This is a genomic window from Petrocella sp. (assembly GCF_059865615.1).
The window spans coordinates 27,454-49,258 of record NZ_JCBCDA010000043.1 but is presented as its reverse complement, the minus strand read 5'-3'; the positions used below and the strand labels follow the sequence as shown (position 1 = coordinate 49,258).

Annotated in this window: 18 protein-coding genes; 4 read left to right on the top strand and 14 right to left on the bottom strand. The window is 38.5% G+C overall.

The features are described 5' to 3' along the window. Nucleotides 1–3: 3 nt before the first annotated feature. Nucleotides 4–693: a helix-turn-helix domain-containing protein gene (locus tag AC6F8J_RS05200; protein ID WP_500721537.1), complete on the bottom strand. Its 690-nt coding sequence runs from the start codon at nucleotides 691–693 to the stop codon at nucleotides 4–6. A gap of 166 nt (nucleotides 694–859) precedes the next feature. On the opposite strand from AC6F8J_RS05200, the gene AC6F8J_RS05195 reads away from it, so the two are divergent. Next, nucleotides 860–1,249, top strand: coding sequence for a bacteriohemerythrin (locus tag AC6F8J_RS05195; RefSeq protein WP_500721535.1), 390 nt, complete (start codon nucleotides 860–862; stop codon nucleotides 1,247–1,249). Here AC6F8J_RS05195 and AC6F8J_RS05190 read toward each other — a convergent pair. Beyond that, entirely contained in the window at nucleotides 1,246–1,947 is a 702-nt protein-coding gene (locus AC6F8J_RS05190) for a UTRA domain-containing protein (protein WP_500721534.1), read from the bottom strand. The genes AC6F8J_RS05195 and AC6F8J_RS05190 overlap by 4 nt on opposite strands. A gap of 370 nt (nucleotides 1,948–2,317) precedes the next feature. Between AC6F8J_RS05190 and pflB the strand changes: the two genes are divergently transcribed. From pflB to fdxA, 3 genes are all read left to right on the top strand, one after another. Further along, nucleotides 2,318–4,549: a formate C-acetyltransferase gene (gene pflB, locus AC6F8J_RS05185; protein WP_500721533.1), complete on the top strand. Its 2,232-nt coding sequence runs from the start codon at nucleotides 2,318–2,320 to the stop codon at nucleotides 4,547–4,549. Nucleotides 4,550–4,575: 26 nt separating this feature from the next. Then, a complete protein-coding gene (gene pflA, locus AC6F8J_RS05180) occupies nucleotides 4,576–5,310 on the top strand; it encodes a pyruvate formate-lyase-activating protein (protein ID WP_500721531.1) in 735 nt (244 codons plus the stop codon). Between the two features lie 111 nt (nucleotides 5,311–5,421). Beyond that, nucleotides 5,422–5,592, top strand: a complete 171-nt coding sequence (gene fdxA, locus AC6F8J_RS05175; RefSeq protein WP_500721529.1) for a 4Fe-4S ferredoxin — start codon at nucleotides 5,422–5,424, stop codon at nucleotides 5,590–5,592. A gap of 198 nt (nucleotides 5,593–5,790) precedes the next feature. Here the strand turns inward: fdxA and murA are convergent, their stop codons facing one another. From murA to rbsA, 12 genes are all read right to left on the bottom strand, one after another. Next, the gene (gene murA, locus AC6F8J_RS05170; RefSeq protein ID WP_500721528.1) at nucleotides 5,791–7,080 is read right to left on the bottom strand and encodes a UDP-N-acetylglucosamine 1-carboxyvinyltransferase; all 1,290 of its coding nucleotides are present in this window, start codon (nucleotides 7,078–7,080) and stop codon (nucleotides 5,791–5,793) included. A gap of 157 nt (nucleotides 7,081–7,237) precedes the next feature. Then, a complete protein-coding gene (locus AC6F8J_RS05165) occupies nucleotides 7,238–8,764 on the bottom strand; it encodes an FGGY family carbohydrate kinase (protein WP_500721526.1) in 1,527 nt (508 codons plus the stop codon). Nucleotides 8,765–8,790: 26 nt separating this feature from the next. Then, nucleotides 8,791–9,651, bottom strand: coding sequence for a two-component system regulatory protein YycI (locus tag AC6F8J_RS05160; protein ID WP_500721525.1), 861 nt, complete (start codon nucleotides 9,649–9,651; stop codon nucleotides 8,791–8,793). Nucleotides 9,652–9,660: 9 nt separating this feature from the next. Beyond that, a complete protein-coding gene (locus tag AC6F8J_RS05155; RefSeq protein ID WP_500721523.1) occupies nucleotides 9,661–11,052 on the bottom strand; it encodes a hypothetical protein in 1,392 nt (463 codons plus the stop codon). Between the two features lie 33 nt (nucleotides 11,053–11,085). Beyond that, nucleotides 11,086–11,703 (bottom strand): hypothetical protein, encoded by a 618-nt coding sequence (locus AC6F8J_RS05150; protein ID WP_500721521.1) that lies wholly within the window; start codon nucleotides 11,701–11,703, stop codon nucleotides 11,086–11,088. Nucleotides 11,704–11,875: 172 nt separating this feature from the next. Continuing rightward, on the bottom strand, nucleotides 11,876–13,654 hold the full coding sequence (locus tag AC6F8J_RS05145) for an ATP-binding protein (RefSeq protein WP_500721520.1): 1,779 nt from the start codon (nucleotides 13,652–13,654) through the stop codon (nucleotides 11,876–11,878). A 43-nt stretch (nucleotides 13,655–13,697) separates the two neighbouring features. After that, nucleotides 13,698–14,384, bottom strand: a complete 687-nt coding sequence (locus AC6F8J_RS05140; RefSeq protein WP_500721518.1) for a response regulator — start codon at nucleotides 14,382–14,384, stop codon at nucleotides 13,698–13,700. Between the two features lie 92 nt (nucleotides 14,385–14,476). Further along, nucleotides 14,477–16,282, bottom strand: a complete 1,806-nt coding sequence (locus AC6F8J_RS05135) for a peptidoglycan DD-metalloendopeptidase family protein (protein WP_500721516.1) — start codon at nucleotides 16,280–16,282, stop codon at nucleotides 14,477–14,479. Between the two features lie 217 nt (nucleotides 16,283–16,499). After that, on the bottom strand, nucleotides 16,500–18,134 hold the full coding sequence (locus tag AC6F8J_RS05130) for a peptidoglycan DD-metalloendopeptidase family protein (RefSeq protein ID WP_500721515.1): 1,635 nt from the start codon (nucleotides 18,132–18,134) through the stop codon (nucleotides 16,500–16,502). Between the two features lie 309 nt (nucleotides 18,135–18,443). Further along, on the bottom strand, nucleotides 18,444–19,343 hold the full coding sequence (gene rbsB / locus AC6F8J_RS05125; protein WP_500721514.1) for a ribose ABC transporter substrate-binding protein RbsB: 900 nt from the start codon (nucleotides 19,341–19,343) through the stop codon (nucleotides 18,444–18,446). A gap of 12 nt (nucleotides 19,344–19,355) precedes the next feature. Next, nucleotides 19,356–20,300 carry a ribose ABC transporter permease gene (gene rbsC, locus AC6F8J_RS05120; protein WP_500721513.1) on the bottom strand — a complete coding sequence of 315 codons (945 nt, stop codon included), beginning with the start codon at nucleotides 20,298–20,300 and terminating at the stop codon, nucleotides 19,356–19,358. Beyond that, the gene (rbsA, locus tag AC6F8J_RS05115) at nucleotides 20,297–21,796 is read right to left on the bottom strand and encodes a ribose ABC transporter ATP-binding protein RbsA (RefSeq protein ID WP_500721511.1); all 1,500 of its coding nucleotides are present in this window, start codon (nucleotides 21,794–21,796) and stop codon (nucleotides 20,297–20,299) included. Before rbsA ends, rbsC begins: the two co-directional genes overlap by 4 nt. Nucleotides 21,797–21,805: the final 9 nt, after the last annotated feature.

The following is a 21,805-nucleotide window of genomic DNA, read 5'->3' as shown; positions in this document are numbered from 1 at the left end:
ATTTTAGATTTTGAAAAGACAATCTTCCAAAGCTTGAAGATCCAGTATCTTAACTGTATTCTGATAAAAGTCTATAATGCCTTCCGTTTTCATTTTTCCCATGGTCCTAGACAAGGATGGTCTTGGCACATTCAAGTAGCCTGCCAAATCCTTCCTACTAAGAGGTATATTAAAAGTCGTCTGTCGCCTAGCCTTATACTCTTCCAAGATATAACTGGCCACTTTTTCCTCTATGGTTTTAAAAGACAATATAGATGTCTTCTTATTTAGCATTACAACTTTATTTGAAATGACAGATACAAAATTTTTGAGAATGGATTCACACCCCTCCATTAATTGCAAAACATCTTGCCTATTAATATACAGAACTTCTGTTTTAATGGTCGTGATAATCGTGGCAGGATACTTAGAAACATTTGAAAAAACAATGACTTCTCCGAAAATATGACCACTTTCCAAGTAAGTCAACGTCATGTAATGTCCAGCCGGAAACTCTTTTCTCAGTTCTAGATTTCCTGAAAGAACAATCCCAATTTGATTACAACCATCCCCTTCCCTAGCAATAACTTCGTTCTTGTCATAGTTTTTTACTTGATAATTCATTTTGTTCATATTAAGCAAAATACAATCTGGTGTCATGGTCCTAAAGAGGTTGACTCCGCTAAGTACCTCTATAATCTGCTCTTTTTTCATTGTATCACCCTTCTTGATTAAGTGTTATAGTGATTCTTCAATGTACTGAAGCTTAGTTCAAACATCTTGAAGAATCATTATAACATAGGAAATAGTAGGTACAAAACACTAAAAAAATGATATAATATAAGAGCTCAACAATCATACAACTTGAAAGGATGATATTATGCTAAATTATACTTGGTCAATGGATTATAGTGTTTTGAACCCTGTTTTGGACGACCACCACAAAAATCTATTAAAACTCTTTAATGATGCTTATGACTTGATTATTTCCCAAGCACCTATGGAAAATACCATCAAACTCATTAGTGAACTAAAGGTCTATTCTATTTTTCATTTCACAGAAGAAGAAAAGCTAATGAGGGCAGCCAATTATCCAAACTATGAAGAACATGTAAAAGAACACAAAAAATTCGTAGAAGATGTGACCAAATTCAAAGACGCTATATCCGAGCAAACTTCGGAACTCAATGAAGAAATATTCCTTTTTCTAAGTGATTGGCTCATTCATCATATACAGAAGACTGACCGAAAATACATTGACTTCCTCTAAGGTCTATTTAATATATCCACATGATATTTATAAAGTTGTGATCTATAATAAGATTCTTCATAGAATAACTTTAGGTCATTTTGAGCGTAGGTAATACCTGTTATTTTCAAAAGCGCTGTTTGCTTATTTAATCCCATGGCCTCCATAATAATTCTACTTGAGATATTGGCTTCAATATCGCAAGTAATATGGGTCAAGTCATATCCATATTTTTTTTCAAGTATCTTATATAATGAAGACGTCAAATCATATTTATGAATGCCTTCTGCATATTTTTTTGGTATGTATATGGTTTCTAGGGCGATGGGTACGCCATCCCCTAGTCTTAACCGTTTAACCTTATAGTAAGAATCCATTGAATCCACATTCAGCCATTGGCTAATTTTTTTTACTTGTGAGATTGTGGCAACCTCAATCACTTTTGTTGAAGGAACCATCCCTTGACCAATCAGTGTCTGAGTGAAACTTTTCAAATTCTCCTGATATAGACTGGGCGAAGACACAAATGTGCCACGTCCCATGGATTTGTACAAAACACCTTCCACTACAAGCTCTGATAAAGCCTGCCTAATGGTCATCCGACTCACTTTGAATACAAGACTCAAATCTCTTTCAGAAGGTATCTTCTCCCCTGCTTTATAATCACCTTCATGAATTCTATGGATTAATTCTTTTTTCACATCTTGGTAGATTGCCATTCCCTCATTCTCCCATCGTTAAGCAAGTGTATATTGGTTATACTATCAAAAAAAACACTTCTTTACAAATAATTTCTACAGGTAGTAACACAACTTTCAGTAAAAGCGTAAAAACACTTGACGTGTATACAGTATACAGTTATAATGATTATGGGACTCATTTTCTATTCCTGTAAATATATGGTTAAGGCGTCAAAACTATATAGTTGAACTTTTGCATACCATATATAGTTACGAATGCATTAACGTAATCTATATATGGTATGTGAATTTAGTGAAACTTAGTTTTGACCCTTTAACCAATATATAACACTTTATGGTACACTTTAGTCAACAATAATAATTCCAACTGACCCTCAGGAGGTATAATATGAATCAAGCTTGGAAAAATTTCAAAAAAGGAACATGGCAAACATCCGTAGATGTTCGTGATTTTATACAGCATAACCACATACCTTATGAAGGTGATGAGAAGTTTTTGGTAGGTCCTACAGACATCACCAGCCAACTTTGGCAAAAAGTCATCGTACTCTTTGCAGAAGAATCCAGTAAAGGCATTCTAGATGCCGAGAGTAAAATACCCTCTTCCATCACATCACATGGCCCCGGTTACATTGATCCGTCTCTAGAAACCATTGTCGGTTTCCAAACTGATCATCCCTTAAAGAGAGGCATCATGCCTTATGGCGGGGTTAAAGTTGTCAAGGATGCTTTGACCGCCTATGGTTATGAACTAGACCCTGAAACCGAAAAAATCTTTACTGAATATAGGAAAACCCATAATGCAGGGGTTTTTGATGCTTACACAGAAGCAATGCGGGATGCCAGACGTTCTGGTATTATCACCGGACTTCCTGATGCCTATGGCAGAGGTCGAATCATTGGCGACTATCGTCGTGTTGCCCTCTATGGCATTGATTTTCTCATTCAAATGAAACACAAAGAGAAAAAAGAACTTGAAATGGATTACATGGATGCTTCTGTTATCAAACTTCGAGAAGAACTCTCTGAACAAATACGTGCTCTTGGCGCTGTAAGGGAAATGGCAAAGACCTATGGCTTTGACATCAGCCAACCTGCAGCAACAGCTAAGGAAGCGATACAATGGACATACTTTGGTTATCTAGCGGCAATAAAAGAGCAAGATGGTGCTGCTATGAGTCTTGGAAGGGTTTCAACCTTCTTTGATATCTATATTGAGCAAGATCTTAACAATGGCCTTATCAATGAAAAAGATGCCCAAGAACTCATTGACCATTTTGTTATGAAGCTTAGAATGGTTCGTTTTCTTAGAACACCCGCCTATAACGAACTTTTTTCTGGGGATCCCACATGGGTGACGGAAGTTATTGGCGGTGTTGGTGTAGATGGTCGCACTTTGGTTTCTAAGACCTCTTACCGCATGCTTAACACCCTATATACCTTAGGTGCTGCACCGGAACCTAATTTGACCATCTTATGGTCCAATCGACTTCCTGAAGCCTTTAAGAAGTATGTCAGTAAAGTATCTATAGATACCAGTTCCATCCAGTATGAAAACGATGATCTCATGCGACCAAAATATGGGGATGATTACGGTATTGCTTGCTGTGTATCCGCTATGCGCCTTGGTAAACAAATGCAATTTTTTGGTGCACGTGCTAACTTGGCGAAGGCTTTGCTTTATGCCATTAATGGTGGTAAAGATGAAAAAACAGGTTTACAGATTGCACCCATTTTTGCACCCATCACCGGTGATGAACTGACTTATGAAGAAGTCATGCCCAGGTTTGATATGGTAATGGACTGGCTGTCTCAACTCTATATTAATACTTTGAACATTATCCATTATATGCATGATAAATATGCTTATGAAAAGCTTCAACTGGCTCTACATGACCGTGATGTCCATCGTACGTCCGCTTGCGGCATTGCCGGTTTATCTGTTGTCGCTGATTCTCTTTCAGCAATTAAGTATTCTAAAGTAAAAATCATACGTAACGCCGATGGTCTCGCTATCGATTATGAAGTTAAGCCCGACAGCTATCCTGCTTTTGGAAACAATGATGATGCAGTTGATCAAATCGCTAAAGATGTGGTTGAGCAGTTTATGACCAAGTTAAGACGACACAAAACATATAGAGATTCCACGCCTACCATGTCCATTCTTACCATTACCTCTAATGTGGTTTATGGTAAGATGACTGGTTCAACCCCTGATGGTCGAAAAGCCGGTGAGCCCTTTGCCCCCGGAGCCAATCCTATGCATGGGCGCGATCACCATGGCGCCATAGCTTCCATGGCTTCTGTGGCTAAGTTACCCTACGATCAAGCAGAAGATGGCATCAGCTACACTTTCTCCATCGTACCAAGGGCTCTTGGTAAAGACAAGACGCAACAGGTCAATAATCTGATGGGGCTGCTAGACGGTTATTTCTATGACGGTGGACATCATATTAATGTAAATGTATTTGATAAAGAGACGCTTATTGATGCTATGGAGCATCCTGAATCCTATCCTCAATTAACCATACGCGTTTCCGGTTATGCCGTTAATTTTGTCAAGCTTACACGCGAACAACAACTTGATGTTATTCACAGAACCTTCCACGAGCGAGCATGAATAATGAAACTAGGAGGTCGATCACATTGAAACACGGTAAAATACACTCTATTGAAAGCTGTGGCACGGTTGACGGCCCCGGCATCCGATTTGTTCTGTTTCTTCAAGGATGCCCCCTGCGTTGCCAATACTGCCACAACCCTGACACCTGGAAAATTGGTGCCGGAACAGATATGACAGTAGAAAGTCTCATGAAGGAGATTGTTAAATACAAATCTTTTATGCGTTTTTCAAATGGTGGTGTCACCATAACCGGAGGTGAACCTTTGCTTCAGATTGAATTTGTATATGAACTGATTATGGCCTGCAAAGATGAGGGTATACATACCGCCATTGACACTTCTGGTTATGTCTTTAATGATGCTGCAAAAAAAGTTATCGATGCTGTGGATCTGGTTTTATTGGATGTCAAGCATTCTGACCCTAAGCAATATGATTTTATTACCGGGGCCAAACTACAACCTACTTTAGATTTTTTACATTATCTTGGTGATTTAGACAAACCCGTCTGGATTCGCTATGTGTTGGTACCGGGCCTTACGGATCAACCTAAAGCCATAGAAGCTTTGGCTCTTCACTTAAGTCAATATGATAATATTGAAAAAATAGAAATATTACCTTTTCACAAGATGGGCGAATACAAATGGGAAGCACTAGGGGAAACTTACCGGCTCCATGATTTTGATGAACCCACCAAAATACAAATGATTGAGGCCATGGCAATATTAAAGAAACATAATCTAAATGTAGTCACCGCTTAACATAAAAGTCTTTACACAAAGAAGCATTTGGTTTACAATAAGGTGGTAAGTCTAGAATGAGTAACCATGTAATATTTGCATATACTCACAACTAATATGGAGGTGCTTGAAATGGCATATTTTATTAATGATGATTGTATCTCATGTGGCGCTTGTGAATCTGAGTGTCCAGTAAACTGCATCACTGAAGGCGAAGGCATTTATGTTATCGATGCTGACGAATGTATCGACTGTGGCGCTTGTGCTGACGTTTGTCCGGTAGATTCTCCAAAACCGCTATAAGTCACACGGTTTTTTTATCAAAAACTGCAAAAAGAACAAGTTGATTGTCCGTCAACTTGTTCTTTTATTATTCTCTAGAAAAGACTATGCTATGTAACTATCAAGGAAATCTTACCTTTCGAACCGTTTAGAAATATGAGCAGAGCTCATAACGAAGCGAAGCTTCTTTTCTTGTATTTGAGAAAGTTTAGTTTATAACTACATAACTTTAAAAGTTTCTTTACTGGTTTTTTCGGTAATTCGATAGATTTCTCCACCGAGGCCTCTAAGCTTATCTTCAAAATGCTCGTAACCCCTATCAATATACTGAATATTATTGATTAACGTTTCACCTTTTGCAGCAAGCCCGGCTAAGACCAAAGCAGCGCCCGCTCTAAGGTCCGGCGCATTGACTTCCGCTCCGGTCAACTCGGCTGCACCTGTCACAATAGCTGTGTTTCCCTCCACCTTAATCGATGCACCCATTCTAGACAAATCACTGGTATAAGTGAATCTGTTTTCGAATATGCTCTCCGTCATAATACTTGTGCCTTCTGCAATAGATAGCAAAGCAGTAAATTGGGGTTGCATATCTGTCGGGAACCCTGGATAAGGTAAGGTCTTGACTTGTATGTTTTTTAACTTTTCTTTCTTATAGACCCGAATAGCATCATCGTACTCTTCTACACCGACGCCCATTTCATGCAGCTTAGCTACAACCGCTTCCATATGTTTTGGAATCAGGTTGGTAATCGTGACATCCCCACCTGTTATGGCACTTGCAACCATATAGGTACCTGCTTCAATCTGATCCGGAATAATCATGTACTCCGTACCGTGCATTTTTTTGACACCGCTAATCTTAATAACATCTGTACCGGCACCTTTTATATTTGCACCCATACTGTTTAAAAAGTTGGCAACATCAACGATATGTGGCTCCTTGGCAGGGTTTTCAATCTGCGTAACACCTTCTGCCATTACCGCTGCCATCATGATGTTGATGGTAGCACCTACACTGGCCATATCCAAATAGATAGTAACTCCTACAAGGCTATGGGCTTTGACCTTAATCATGCCGTGTTCAATGTCTACAATGGCACCAAGGGCTTCAAAGCCTTTAATATGTTGATCAATAGGACGACTCCCTATATTACAACCACCAGGCAATGCCACCTCCGACTTGTTATAAGCGCCTAAAAGGGCGCCTAACAAATAATAGGAAGCACGAATTTTCTTAATATGTTCATAATCCACAGTGAGTTTTTTGATATGCCGACAGTCCATAATCACTGTATGGTTGTTGTCTTCAAACTTAATCTTAACACCTAGGTCTTCCATGGCCTCAAGTAATACTGTAATATCATTCACACATGGTACATTCTCAATCCTACATATATCACGAGATAATAATGCTGCAGGCAATATACCAAGAGCGGCATTTTTGGCACCACTTACCGCGACTTCCCCACTTAGAGGCTTACCGCCTTTTATTAAAAATTGATTCATAATACACCTCTTATCTATTAATGCTCTCAAAATATTTCAATTATAATCTTATATAGTATAACATAGCTTATTTCATTTGTAAAAATAAACGTTCAAAAAGCCTATATTTAAAAGGATTTCTCCTATTTTACAGTAAATTGTTCATAATATGAACGTGTCATAATTGATCAAAACTTTTATAAATGGGTTTGAGCCTTTTGTAGATTTTTTTATAGATTCTATGATAGATTCTTTCGTATAGGTCAACTTGATCTTTTTGAGGTAGAAACGCATCTTGATTATGGACCATATGTAGTATTGCTTCCTCATAATCAGCGTAAACCTTCAATCCTACAAAACCGGCTATGGCAGCTCCTAGGGCTGAAGTTTCATATGTCTGGACCCTATTAACTGGAAGATTAAAGATATTGGCTGTAATCTGGCATATGGCATCACTTTGTGAACCGCCACCTGAGACCATGATTTTTCTAACTTTGATTTTCGATTTTTTCTCTATACGTTGCATACCTTCAAAAAGCGCAAAACCAATCCCTTCAATAATAGCACGATAGATATGCAAACGGGTATGATCATCTGAAAATCCCAAAATCGCCCCTTTGGCATCATGCATCTTCACGCCTGCGCCCCAATAAGGTTGTAAAATCAATCCATCTGAGCCGGGTGGAATCTTTACTAAAGCCTTTTCTAATAACGCTTCCGGCGTGATCCCTAGTTTCTCGGCTAACTTCACTTCTTTTGCTGCAAACTCTTTCTTAAACCATGAAATCATCCAATAACCTCTATAAATCTGTACCTCAGGATTGTAATAGCCGGGTATAACCGCTTGAAAAGGCGGTATAAAAGTTAGCGCCTCATAGTACTTACTTGTTGTCGTTTGGACACTCGCTTGAGAACCCAAGGATATGGATATGCTTTCATTATCCATACAACCTACACCAAGGGTTTCACACCCCTTATCCGAACCGGCAGCAATGACTTTTAGATTAGGTCTAAGTCCTGTTTCTTCAGCTGCCTTACCCGTTAGTCTGCCTATCGTCTCTGATGACTGAGCTAAGGTACATAGTTTATCATCTTCAATATGAAAAATGTCATGCTTAAGACTATTCTTTTTCTCCCAACGAAAATGTTTATAACTGAAGGGAATATGGCCTATTTGACTAGCTACTGAGTCTAAAAAAAGGCCTGTCAATTTATGGTTTAAGTACCCTGACAACTGAAGATATTTATAAGTTTTTTCCCATATCTTGGGCTCATGATCTTGTATCCAATGTGCCTTACAACTTCTACTTAGAATGTCCGTCGTAGGTTTCATGCCTATAGCGGTAAACGCTAAACGATGATGAAATGCCATCTTTCTTGGCACCTTAATCATCCGTTGGTCTGCCCAAATAATAGCCGGTCTTAGAGCAACCCCCTGCTCATCCACACAGATAGCCATATCCCTTTGTGTAGTCACCGTAACCGCTCCAATTGCATCGTATAAAATAGGATGGGCTTCTATCAGATTTCTTGTTGCTTTGCAAAGGCTTTTATAATACATTTCCGGATCTTGTTCTGCATAACCAGGCATATTGGCATAGTAAGGCTCAAATCCAACGCGCTGAACCGCTATGGTTTTACCTGTTTTGTCAAAAACCACCGCCTTCAAACTTTGTGTGCCACAATCTATAGCAAGTACATACATATCAAAACCACCTCTTCAGGTATTACTTAAGGCCTATATATTTCATTAGTGTAAGCATTGATAAAATAAGTTTGCCCCGTATTCAGTTTAATTCTATAATAAGGTTCAATTTCTATCCATATAACATTCTCAAGGGTGCTCTGACCAATTGCATAGCCAAGATCCAAATCTGTAATCATAATGCTTGTTTCTTCAAATGCTCTAATATAATTCATAAACTTATATAAAGCCTCATCTGCCGGGAATATTTCAAGAGGACTACCAACAAAACCTTGAGGCACATACCTTATAGCTCTGGCTTCTGTAATACCTTCTTTTTCAATACGTACAACCGTTTCATTAGAAAAAATAAGCTCTCCTAAAAATCGTTCATTATAGTAATAGATGGAAAAATCATCTCCATCTCGTTGATCTGTCAACTCGAACTTCCCCTTACCTAGGGTCACTTCTTTTACAAACTGAGAAACCGTTTTGATTTTTTCATGGTCTAATAAATTATTAGGTACAAAAGTGGGTTCACTACTTCCATAAAAAACTCTACCTTTTTCATTGACTTGATCAAAAGTAAGGCGTTCTCTTGATGTCTCATGGGTGTGGGCGTTCGCTGAGATTATAAACCGCACCGCTTCATCTAGAAAAAAGCCTTCCACCAACTCTTTCTCCATATCTATAGGCATCGACACTCTCAGTCTACTTTTAGGGTAAAAATTCGGTAAATGGTCTACCAAATATATATTATTTTTCTCAAGAATATTTTCAAGTTGAATGACACGTTCACTCGAAAGTGTGTACCTGGTGTTTTCTCTTTGAAAGATAAATAAAAACAAAACGACATTGATCACTAGGAAAATAATAATAAAGCCATTCAACATTTTTTGCATGTTCATAGAAACACCTCATTCCACAAGATAAAAGTGAGGGCTACCGTCATACTGAACAACCCAATTAAGTGACATTTCCATCGTATCCCTATTCCAACTGTAACCAAGATACATTTCTTCAATCTCAACATCCAAGGTGCCTGCTTCAAGGATGACTTTATCAAGAATATTTTCATACTTAGCTTGAAAGGTCTTGTTCTGAGGATTCATGTCATCAATTTTCCTTAATATTCTTCTGTATTTAATGACTTTATCGCCACTAACAGTAACTTCAATGGCATGTGACATGCCGTATTTCTGTTTGACTTCTTCTGTCAAGACAAAGGGATAATCATTAAAGCCAATATCATAGTAGAAAACCGTTCTTTGAGCCTCTTGAAGATAGGTCTTCAAAAAATATTCTGTAGGCATTCTTTGAATATCTTGCTCAATAAATTGGTTGGCTACCGTTAGGGCAAGGGTTAAACTGGTCGATTCGGCATTTTCTTTGACTATACGATTATACTCAATTAATCCTTCTGTGTTATATCGAACCACAACATTCCCATCTACGTAGCGAACCTCATTCTCAAGTGGGATTGCTTTCATAATATCCGGATTATCAAAAAACAGACTTACGTAACCATCTAACTCTGAGACATTAACCGCAGCATCCGACACAAACGGAATCCTCATGAAAATCGGATCATGATAGCGGTTATCTTCTGATGGCAAGGGTAATAAAAGATGTTTACTATAATAAGGTATGTTGTTTTTAAGTGTGGAAATAAAAGATGTCCTACTGCCATTTGCTACGACATTCGATAACTGATATGCCAACGAATCATTGGCGATTACAACCTCCGATTTGGGAACTTGATAGTGATGATACAGACCTGTTGAAGGGTCTTCCAAGTAAATATTTAGCCATATTTCATTTCTAAAAGCCGGCATAATCAAAATTGTATCCACTGATCCAATACTTTCAAGTGCCTTTTGCGAGATACCTAAGTTTCTGGCAAGAATCGCCTGTTCCAAAGGAAAATCCAGATGAATGCTGGTATGCTGATTACTCCAAAGCAACGCTTTATCTTCTACAACACCAACATAATACTTTTGATCAAGGCCCATTATTAAGATCTTGATAGACTCACTTCTAAGGGTTTCATAATGGGGGACCCCCTTTTTTACAATCGTGTATTCAAGATTGGGGTGGCCTAGATAGACACCCAATTGCTTGGGTGTTATCATATTACCGGCATCTCTCACAGCCTCCAGATTTTCTATGGTAGAAGATGAGAAAATGCGATAAAAAAGGTTAGGGTCTGATTGATCGTCAAACCATAACCTACTTGTCTGATAAACACTGGTGACAATTAGTGTTATTAATATTACAATTTTGATGGTGCTTACGGCTGCTTTCATCATTATAACCTCGAAAGTATCCTTACAGTGCTTTTATTAAAACTCTACATTGCTCTTCAACTTAAGCCAATCATACATAGATTCCACTGATGTATTAACTTGCTTGTCTTCACTAACAAATCTTATCTGAATGTTTTCAAGTTTTACTTTAGTTTCCATGGCTTTCGTCGTGATTTCAAAAATTCTCCTAGTTACACCTTGATGATCTTTTACAGCAATCACAAGATATTGAGTACGATTAGAGGCATAGGTAATGGTTTCACTGAACATACCGGATGCACCTAATGTCTTAATCGCATAGCTTTCAATCACTTTTTGCTGATTGCTATTAACTGTATATACCATTAGTCCTACTACAGAACCCGACTGGCCTTGTCCTACAATACTCTTGTCACTTGCAAAAGTAGAGAACGCTTGCCTACTAAATCCATTGCTTATTTTTAGAGTTCCTACTGTACTCAACGCTTGTGTTGTCATACCTGTGTCTAATCTATTATTCCCATACTCAATATTTTGTTCTGTTAAATTAAATGTATTGAGATATGTATTAAATGCAGCTTGATTGGCTTCTATAGGTTCCGCATAGGCTGCAACTGAACTTAAGACCATAACTATTGTAAAAAGAATACAAATTTTAATAAATTGCTTAAACATATGCTTCACCACCTTACTTATATTCTCTAAAAAGAATGAACATAAACATCCACACTATGATTATATAAGTCTTAGATTACACTATGATTACAAATACATAACGTTTGGCTAACAGTTAAGGTAACTATAGGGCATACTACGTCGAATAAGGCTCCTGTAAGATTAATATGAACTATCCTTGTTTTTTAAGAAAATATAACTCGAAGGTTGTGCCAACGCCCACTTCAGAATCGACCAGTATTTTTCCACCATGATACTCCATAATCTCTTTGGCAATCGCCAACCCAAGTCCAGTTCCTCCCATTTCTCTGGATCTGGCTTTATCTACGCGATAAAATCTCTCAAAAATCCTCTTCAAGTCATCCTTACTTATGCCCAAGCCGTTGTCCGCTACAGAGACTTTGATATATTTATTCTGATCTTCCATATCAATCTCAATAATAGCGCCTTCCGGACTATATTTAACTGCATTTGAAATAATATTTTTGATGACTTGTTCAATACGATTGACATCGCCAATGGTCCTATACGCGTAGTTCGGTTTATGGTAAATGAGGCTTTGATTTTTTTTCTCAGAATGAATACGGTATTTATTAATACTATCGTCTAATATGCTCTCCAGATTAATATCATTCATAGCGAACTTGATTTGTTTATTATCCAACTTGGATAATTCGAGAAGGTCCTGAACCAACGCGGTCATTCTGTCACTTTCATGATTGATAACATTCAAAAATCTTGTGGCGATTTCTGTGTCTTCTAATGTACCTTCAAGCAAAGTCTCTGTATAACTTTTTATTGTCGTCAGCGGGGTTCTAAGCTCATGAGATACATTAGCAACAAATTCTTTTTGCATCTCTTCCAACTTTTTGTGTTCTGTTATGTCCTGTATAACACAAATAAGACCAACGGCTTCATTGTGTTGATCTAAAAATTTGGCAAAATAAACACTATAATATCTATGTTCTACAATGACAACATGAAGAATGGTTTCTTCCTGCACCATATTTTTTAATTCATTATAACCAACCCCCAAATAAGGGTTAAATACTTCTTGGAAACTAATCTGCTTATCTAACTTAAGCATATCAATAGACGCCGGGTTGGAATGAATCATAACCCCTACTTTATCAAATACCAGTATACCATCTGTCATATGTTTAAAAACAATTTCTAATTTATTTTTCTCACTGGTAATCTCATTTAGAGTTTCATTCAATGATTTTGCCATTCTGTTAAAATTCTTCGTTAATTGACCAATCTCATCGTTTGCATATACTTTAATCGGTTTATCTAAATGACCTCTTGCCATATCTCTGGCTTTAACCGTCAAGGCGGTAATCGGTTTGGTCAAAAAGTCTGAAAAGATAAAGCCCAGTACAACCGCAATCAAAATAGCCACCGCAGCTGCCGAGATAATCACCATGATGGTTTTCTCAATGCTGTTGGTGACAGATGTTGTTTCACCTAAGACATAGACCACATAAACCACTCGGCCGTTACTGTCTTTTATGTTCTCTGCATAACCTATGTATTTCCTATCATCCCCCGGTAAGCTCCGGTTCTTGTCATACATCTCATAGGGTTGTCCATCTTCAATAGCTCCCATAACTTGATGGGTGGGAAAACTTAACCCTTTTTCAGCATCACTAAGCGGCAGTACCACTCTAGAAGTTCGATCCAGCAAAAAAACGCGTTTTCCTTTGTAGAGTGCTGCATATTTTTCATAGACATCTGATAACTTCAATTTGACATCTTCAATGTCATCGATATTCACATCTTCAAAGGCTGTTGTTTTAATTGCCTCAACGGCTAACTGGATGCTTTCTTGAACCGACTCCATTTCATTGCTTCGAACCAAGAGTACGATCATCGTCCCGCTAACCATCATGACAATTACAACCATAAGTACATACATAAGTACCAAACGCCATCGTATGCTTATACTCATTGCATTTCCAACTTTCACTAGACTTTGTACCTATTATTGCTTTCTAGCCTTTAAAATAGTAGCCAATACCTCTTTTGGTTAGAATAAACCCAGGTTTGCTTGCATCGTCTTCTACTTTTTCTCTTAGTCTACGAATGGTAACATCCACAGTTCTTACATCACCATAGTACTCATAGCCCCAAACTTTCTCTAGAAGCTGTTCTCTTGTAAAAATCTGGTTCTTCTGTGTAGCTAAGAACTTGAGCAACTCATATTCTCGAACGGTTAAATCGATGACGACTTCGTCCTTGCTCACTTCATATTTATCCACATTAATGGTCATATTGCTTACATGAATGATTTGTGTGTTCTTTGTATGATCATAATCCATAGATGTTCGTCGTATGTTAGACTTAACTCTAGCAATCAACTCACGTACACCAAAAGGTTTCGTTACATAGTCATCAGCACCGAACTCTAAACCCAACACTTTATCAACTTCTTCTGCTCTGGCTGTCAACATAATGATTGGTACATTAGATTCCGTTCGTATTGTTTTACAGGCCTGTAAGCCATCTATTTTAGGCATCATAATATCCAGCAAAATTAAATCCGGCTGTTCTTTATGGAACATTCGTATGCCTTCTTCACCATCTGCTGCTGTCACCACAGTAAAGCCTTCTCTTTCAAGATTGAACTTGAGTATGTCAACAATTGCTTTTTCATCATCTACGACCAATATTTTTGCCATACTTTTACCTCTACATTTCTTGGACTCTATTTAGTCCAACACACACTGGTTAAAGGGTCAATATTATATAGCTTAGACGCTTTAACCCTACATTAGAATTTTAAATACTTCATCGGGTCTTTTCTAACACCGTTTACATGAATCTCAAAATGTAAATGAGGTCCCGTACTATTACCTGTATTACCAACGGCTGCGATTCTTTCATATTTCCCCACGTCTTGACCAACTTTAACGTAAATCGAGCTACAATGGGCATATAAGGAAGTCATACCATTACCATGGTCGATAACCACTCTATAACCATAGCCGCCGTCCCAGCCAGCTGCTATGACACGTCCGCCATCTGCAGCCTTGATTTCCGTTCCTCTTGGCGCAGCCAAATCAATACCGGTGTGCATTCTTCCCCACCTAGGACCAAATTTGGAGGTTAACCTATATTTTATCATAGGTACTTGGAAAGTACCAGTTGCATTTGTAATTGGTAATGCTTTAGAACCTCTTAAGATCTTTTCCGTTGTTGGGTTGGATATTACAGTTTCTTCAAGAATCACTCTATCAAACTCTTTACCATTTAGTTTTTTAATAAGTGCGTGGACTTCTAGCACACCTTCAACACCCGGTTCAAGGACCTCATCTGTACCTATATATGCATTAGGATTATCCACATAAACCTTCTGTTTATCTATGATTTCTGTGTAAACCACTTCTTCAACTGATGAGACAAATAACTCAGGTTCAGGTACCATAACAATCAACTCTTCACCTATTTGTATCTTACTTGCTCTTTCCTCTAAACCGGCATTTAAATCATACAGGGCTCTCGTTGTCATACCATTAGATACTGCAATCGTGGACGGTGAATCGCCGGACTGTACCGTATATGTTTTTACTTTTTCATTTTCTTTGGTAATCATCGTTGTAGCTGTTTCAACATCCACGATTTCATCTTCATTTACAAAAGCTTCAATAATGACAATCTGTTGTTCTAAGCTAATTTCTTTGACCACTGATTGAAATACTTTGCCTGCTTCTTCATTTTCAGCTGTATCGTTTAGAGTCGCAGAGGTTAAGAAATTCCGATCAACTTTTAATTCTTTTTGTAATACTTTAATAACCGGCTTCATGACTAAGGTGTTATGTGGATCTCTTTTCATTTCCACACTCACCGCGCTTTCTTCTTCTAGATATACTTTTTGTGCACCTTCCAGAACGGCTTTTAAGGCTTCCTCATTTTCAAGGGCAACTGTAAAATCATCCCCTATCTTCATGACATAACCTTTGATTTTATGATTTTCAATTGACGCGTACATGGTATTTTCTAGCATCACTAGAAGCTCTTTTTCATCTGTGAAAATCATTTTTTCCCCATGTCTTGGGTTGTATCTTATATTTTGAGTCAGCTCAGGATCATAACCAATGCGTTCAATAATATTCGACTTTGCAACTTCTACCATCGTTTTTCCGACAACTAAACTTGGCACATAACCTACCAATTGATCGTTGAATATCACCTCAACATAGCTGACATCTTCATCCTCTGAAGCCACGGATACTTGTGAACCCATTGATATCATAAAACTCTGGGCAACACCTATGCCTGACATGAGCATAACACCTACAACTCCCATAGCTATGACCCTTTTAGGTTCTCTTATGATAATAGCTATGGTCACTTTTACACTTTTCCAGTCTACTTTTTTCCACTTCGATCTCTTAAAGCTCTTTAGAGACATATGCTTGAAACTTAACTTATTCACAATAAAATCTTTAGGACTTAATTTTTTAATATATGATTTAAAAACATCTAACTTATTGAATATAACCTTATTTAACTCAGATGCTTTTATTACTAAGTTTTTTATATTTTTCTTCAAACTGCCAATTTTAGATTTATCCATTGGGACCTCCCAGTCTCTTAACGAACTCTAATTCATTCGTCGGCTTCAATATGACACAACAAACAATTTACGTAAATGCTGGGTGTAAGTACAACACTTACGTAAACCGTTTTTGCTTTGGGCGTGCCTTTTGGCACCGCCCTGTATCTATGATACACTCATAACTATATCTTGTATGTAAAAGTTCAACTATATAGTTTTGACTCTTTAACCATGGTTAGTATTCTAGATAATTCATTGGGTTTGCTGCAACACCATCAAAACGTATTTCAAAATGAACATGTGGTCCTGTACTTCTACCTGTACTACCTACTTTTGCTATGGTTTCATACTGGGCTACTTTTTGTCCTACTTTTACATTAATCTTACTGTTATGACCATATCGTGTTCTTATACCATTGCCATGATCGATCTCAACTAAATAACCATAATTACCACGCCAACCGGCGATTGTCACCGTACCACCATCAGATGCTCTCACTGTAGTACCCGTCGGCGCTGACAAATCAACACCTGCATGAAAAGCACCCCATCTTCTGCCAAAAGGCGAAGTTACTTTAAAGCTGGTTAAAGGGAATTTATAGCTGCCGGTTGCACCTTTTTTAGGCAATGGCTTTATACCTCTGGATATTACCTTATCTTTTGCTTCTTTTAAAACGGTTTGCTTCGTTATTTCTCGGCCGATTTCTTTACCATTGACTTTTGACACAACAGCTGTTAATTCTAACACACCATCATAACCGGCGTCAACCACGCTATCTGACCCCTTATATACATTAGGATTATCCACATAAGACACACCCTTAATAATCGATTCAGTATAAACCACTTCTTCTTTAGTTGCAATAGATAACTCCGGTTCAGGTACCATAACCACCAATTCGTCACCTATTTTCATTTTTAAAGTATTTTGTTCAAGCCCAGGGTTTAATTCATACAGCTGAGCTAGTGGCATACTATTATTAGCTGCGATGGTCGACGGTGCATCGCCGGAAACAACCGTGTATAGCTTTGCTTCCTCATTTTCCTTTGTAATCAATGCTGTTGCTTCATCTACAGATAGCACTTCATCCTCAAAAACATAAGCCTCTACAGCCATAACCGACTCTGCAAAATCTACCTCCACAGTAACACCCTCTTTGGATACATCTTTAGGTGTATCCAAAGAAGCCTCATCTATTGTTTCTGCATTCGCAGTTATGGTTGTTGTAAACGTTCTATTGGAGGCGCCTTCATCTTCTTTTAACATGATTACTTGGGGCTTAATGATTAGGCCATTATGCTCATCTTTTGCTAGACTTATATCTAATGCCATATCTGTGTTCACATAAATGCTTTGAGCATTTAGCAATACCTTCTTGATGTCTTCTTCATTTTTGACCGCAACAGTAAAATCATCGCCTATCTTCATGACATAGGCCATAACTTTGTGCCGTTCTAGGTTGTGAATCACCTGACTTGCGATTAATGTTGCCAGTTCTTCAGGCGCCATGTAGTTTTCTTCTTCAGAGTAATCGCTCTCAAAGGTCAATACCGGCTCTACTTCGGGATTATACCCTAGATCGGCAATGACCATTTCAAGTGCTTGATTGGTAGCCGCTTGACCTTCGTCTTTATTTCTAACAACGCCAAGTCTAACCCCATCTATTAAGACATTGTAGCCCTTTGCTACAAGTTGTTCTTCAACTAATTGATTGTTTGAATTTCGTGCTTGTACAGCCCCACTTTGTGTAACATCACTTGGTGTATATCTGACCACAGCAGAAAAAATCAGTACCGCACCTAAAGTCAGAGCGATTTCTTTCTTATATCTAAGAAAGAAATTCTCTTTATATTTAAGAACCCCATTCATGGTTAGCCTCCATAGTTTTGTAACATTTCTGTAATAACTTATTTTATAATATCATAGAACATAGCCTTTGTAAAGAAATTCGTAGGACTTAATTAGGCAAAACTAGGACTTAATTAGGACTTTTTTGTTACATAATACTAAAATCCTTAATCATACTAACATAATTATATGGCTAAATTATGACATTTTTGTAAATACGCCCGATTACCTTTCAAAGTTCTCAAAAAAGAAGGAAGAAGTCCCGATTTAAGACTATCTTCCTTTTTTATTAATATATTTATTAAGTCGTATTATTGCGATTAATAAAAGCTATTTAACCAACATCAAATCAACCGGTACATAAGCATCTAGGCTTTCTCCCATAATGGCTTTTAGAGCCGCTTCCACACCCAAGCTACCAATCAAACTCGGTTGTTGTGCCACCGTTGCTGCCAGCTTACCTTCTTCTACTGCTTTGACCGCGTCATCTGTCGCATCAAAGCCAACAATCAGAATGTCTCTTCCAGAAGCTTCCACCGCTGTTAATGCACCCAGGGCCATTTCATCATTATGAGCAAAGACAGCGTCGATTTCAGGTTGAGCTTGAAGGATGTTTTCCATAACAGACAAGCCTTTTGTACGATCAAAGTCTGCTACTTGCTTGGCCACGACTTCTATGTCGGTTGTGCCTATAGCATCATTAAAGCCTTGACCTCGATCTCTGGCTGCACTGGTTCCTGCTATGCCTTCAAGTTCTACGACGTTACCACTACCGCCAAGTAATTCTGCAATGTAGTCACCTGCCATAAGACCACCCGCTACGTTGTCGGATGCAATGTGAGTTACCACTTCTCCACCATTGGCGCCACGGTCTAGAGTGATTACCGGAATGTCTTTTTCATTGGCCATAGCAATAGCGCCTATTACAGCATCTGAGTCTGTTGGGTTAATGAGTATAACACTCACACCCTGAGTTAATAAATCTTCCATATTAGCCAGTTCTTTTGCCGGATCGTTTTGCGAGTCAAGAACTACCAATTCCATACCCAGTTCTGTTGCTTTTGCCTCGGCACCTTCTTTTAAAGTTACAAAGAAAGGATTATTAAGGGTCGATACGATTAAACCTACTTTTTCACCACCTACAGCGGCCTCTTCTTCTTTTTTACCACATGCTACCAATAAACTTACTACCATGACCATTGTTAATAATACTACCAATACCTTTTTCATTTTGTTTCCTCCCTATAATTTTTCTTTTCGATCTAACAACACAGCAATCAGTATGACCAGGCCTTTTGCAAGCTGCTGATAATAAGATGACACGTTCAACAGATTCAGTGCGTTGTTTAAGATCCCAATGATGAGTGCGCCAATTACTGTTCCTAATATAGATCCAACCCCGCCAGCCAAGGACGTACCACCAAGTACAACAGCTGCTATGGCATCTAGCTCATAGCCTGTACCTGCTGTTGGCTGTGCTGAGGAAAGTCTTGAAGTGATAATCATACCCGATATGGCAGCAAACAAACCACTGATACCATATACGAATACCTTGACCTTTTTAATGCTGACACCGGAAAGCTTGGTCGCTTCCTGGTTGCCACCTGTCGCATAAATATATCGTCCCATACTCATGTGTTTTAAGATGTAATATGCCAAGCCAAAAAGTACAATCATGATTAGAATCGGATTGGGTATACCTAAAGTATAACCGCCACCGATTTTGGCAAATATGGCTGCACGGCCGTCATAGCCGGTTCCAATGGGTTTTCCGTCTGTAAAAACCAAGGTGGCACCTCTAAAGATGGTCATGGTGGCTAGAGTTACGATAAATGGCTGAAGGTTCCAATGGGCAATGATGAAACCATTGGCCATCCCAATCAAGAGACCGATGAACAATGCACCTGCCACCGCAACCATCACCGGTTGGCCTATGCCTATCAAGTAAGCACCGATAGCACCTGAAAAAGCAAAGGTGGAACCTACAGATAGATCAATCCCACCCGTTAAGATGACAAAAGTCATCCCTGCTGCTATGATTGCATTAATTGAGGTTTGTCTAAGCACGTTAAATATATTAGACCCGGTAAGAAAACGGTCACTTACTAATGAAATAATGAAGGTGAAAAGCAACAATCCGAAGACAGATTGAAAGCGCCTTAGATTTTCTTTATACTCTTGTTTCATGACTTGCCTCCTTCTAATCCGACAGCATAACGCATGATGTTCTCTTGTGTGGCTTCAGCTCGTGTCAATTCTCCTTGTATAGTACCTTCATGCATGACAAGAATCCGGTCACACATACCAATAAGTTCAGGTATTTCTGAGGATATCATCAAGATGCCCATACCCTCTTTCTTAAACTGATTCATCAGGTCATAGATTTCTTTTTTTGCGCCAACATCCACGCCTCTCGTTGGTTCATCTAAGACCAATACTTTCGGTCTTGTCATCAAGCTTTTGGCGATGCTCACTTTTTGCTGATTGCCACCGCTTAGATTCTTAACCTTTTGTACTTCAGAGGGCGTCTTGATGGATAACTGACGGATAAAGTCCTTAATCAATCCAAGCTCCTGACTTTTTCTGATGATATGATGTCTTGTAATGCGATTCATGGCGGATAGGGATATGTTCTCCTTCACTGACATGCTAAGAATTAGGCCGTCTTTTTTACGGTCTTCTGAGACATAAGTCAATCCCGCTTTGATTACAGCCGCTTCCGATTTGGGTAGAATCTTATTACCGGAAAGTTTCATTGTTCCTTTTTCTATCGGATAAGCGCCATATAAGGTTTTGGCAAGTTCTGTACGACCGGCACCCATTAAGCCGGACACACCTAGTATCTCCCCAGCATAGAGCATAAAATCGATGTCGTGAACAAAATCATTACCTAAGCCTACTACTTCTAGAAGAAGATCGCCTTGATGATCTTTAACGTATGGATATTGTTCTTCCAGTTTTCTACCTACCATCATTTCAATCAATGCATTTTCATCAATATCAGAGACTTGCTTTTCGGCTACGAAACGACCGTCTCTTAGGATGGTAATATCATCACATATTTCAAATATTTCCTTCAGCCTATGAGAGATATAAACAATGCTCTTACCTTGATCTCTAAGCGTCCGTATAACTTTATAAAGGCTTTCTGTTTCTTTGTCCGTTAGTGCATCCGTCGGTTCATCCATGATAATCAACTTGGCATCAAGAGACAAAGCCTTAGCGATTTCTACCATTTGCTTTCGACCTATTGACAATTGCTTCATGAGTTTATTAGGATCTTCAACCAAATTAAGACGTTCAAGTAAGGCCTTGGCACCCGCTAGCATTTTCTTCCGATCGATCGCACCAAAACTTTTTTTAGGTTCTCGTCCAAGAAAAATATTTTCTGCTATGGTCAGCTCATCCACCAGATTCAACTCCTGATGTATAATGGCAATGCCGGCATCTTGAGATTCTTTAACGTTTTTGAAGATGACCGGCTGACCCATATAATATATTTCTCCTTCGCTTCGTTCATAGACGCCGGAAAGTATCTTCATGAGTGTGGACTTACCGGCACCGTTTTCACCCAAAAGCGCCATCACCCTTCCTGCATAAACATTCAAATGAACACCATCTAAAGCTTTAACGCCAGGGAAAGTTTTACTAATATTTTCCATTTTTAGTATCGGATTATTCATTTTAGCTCC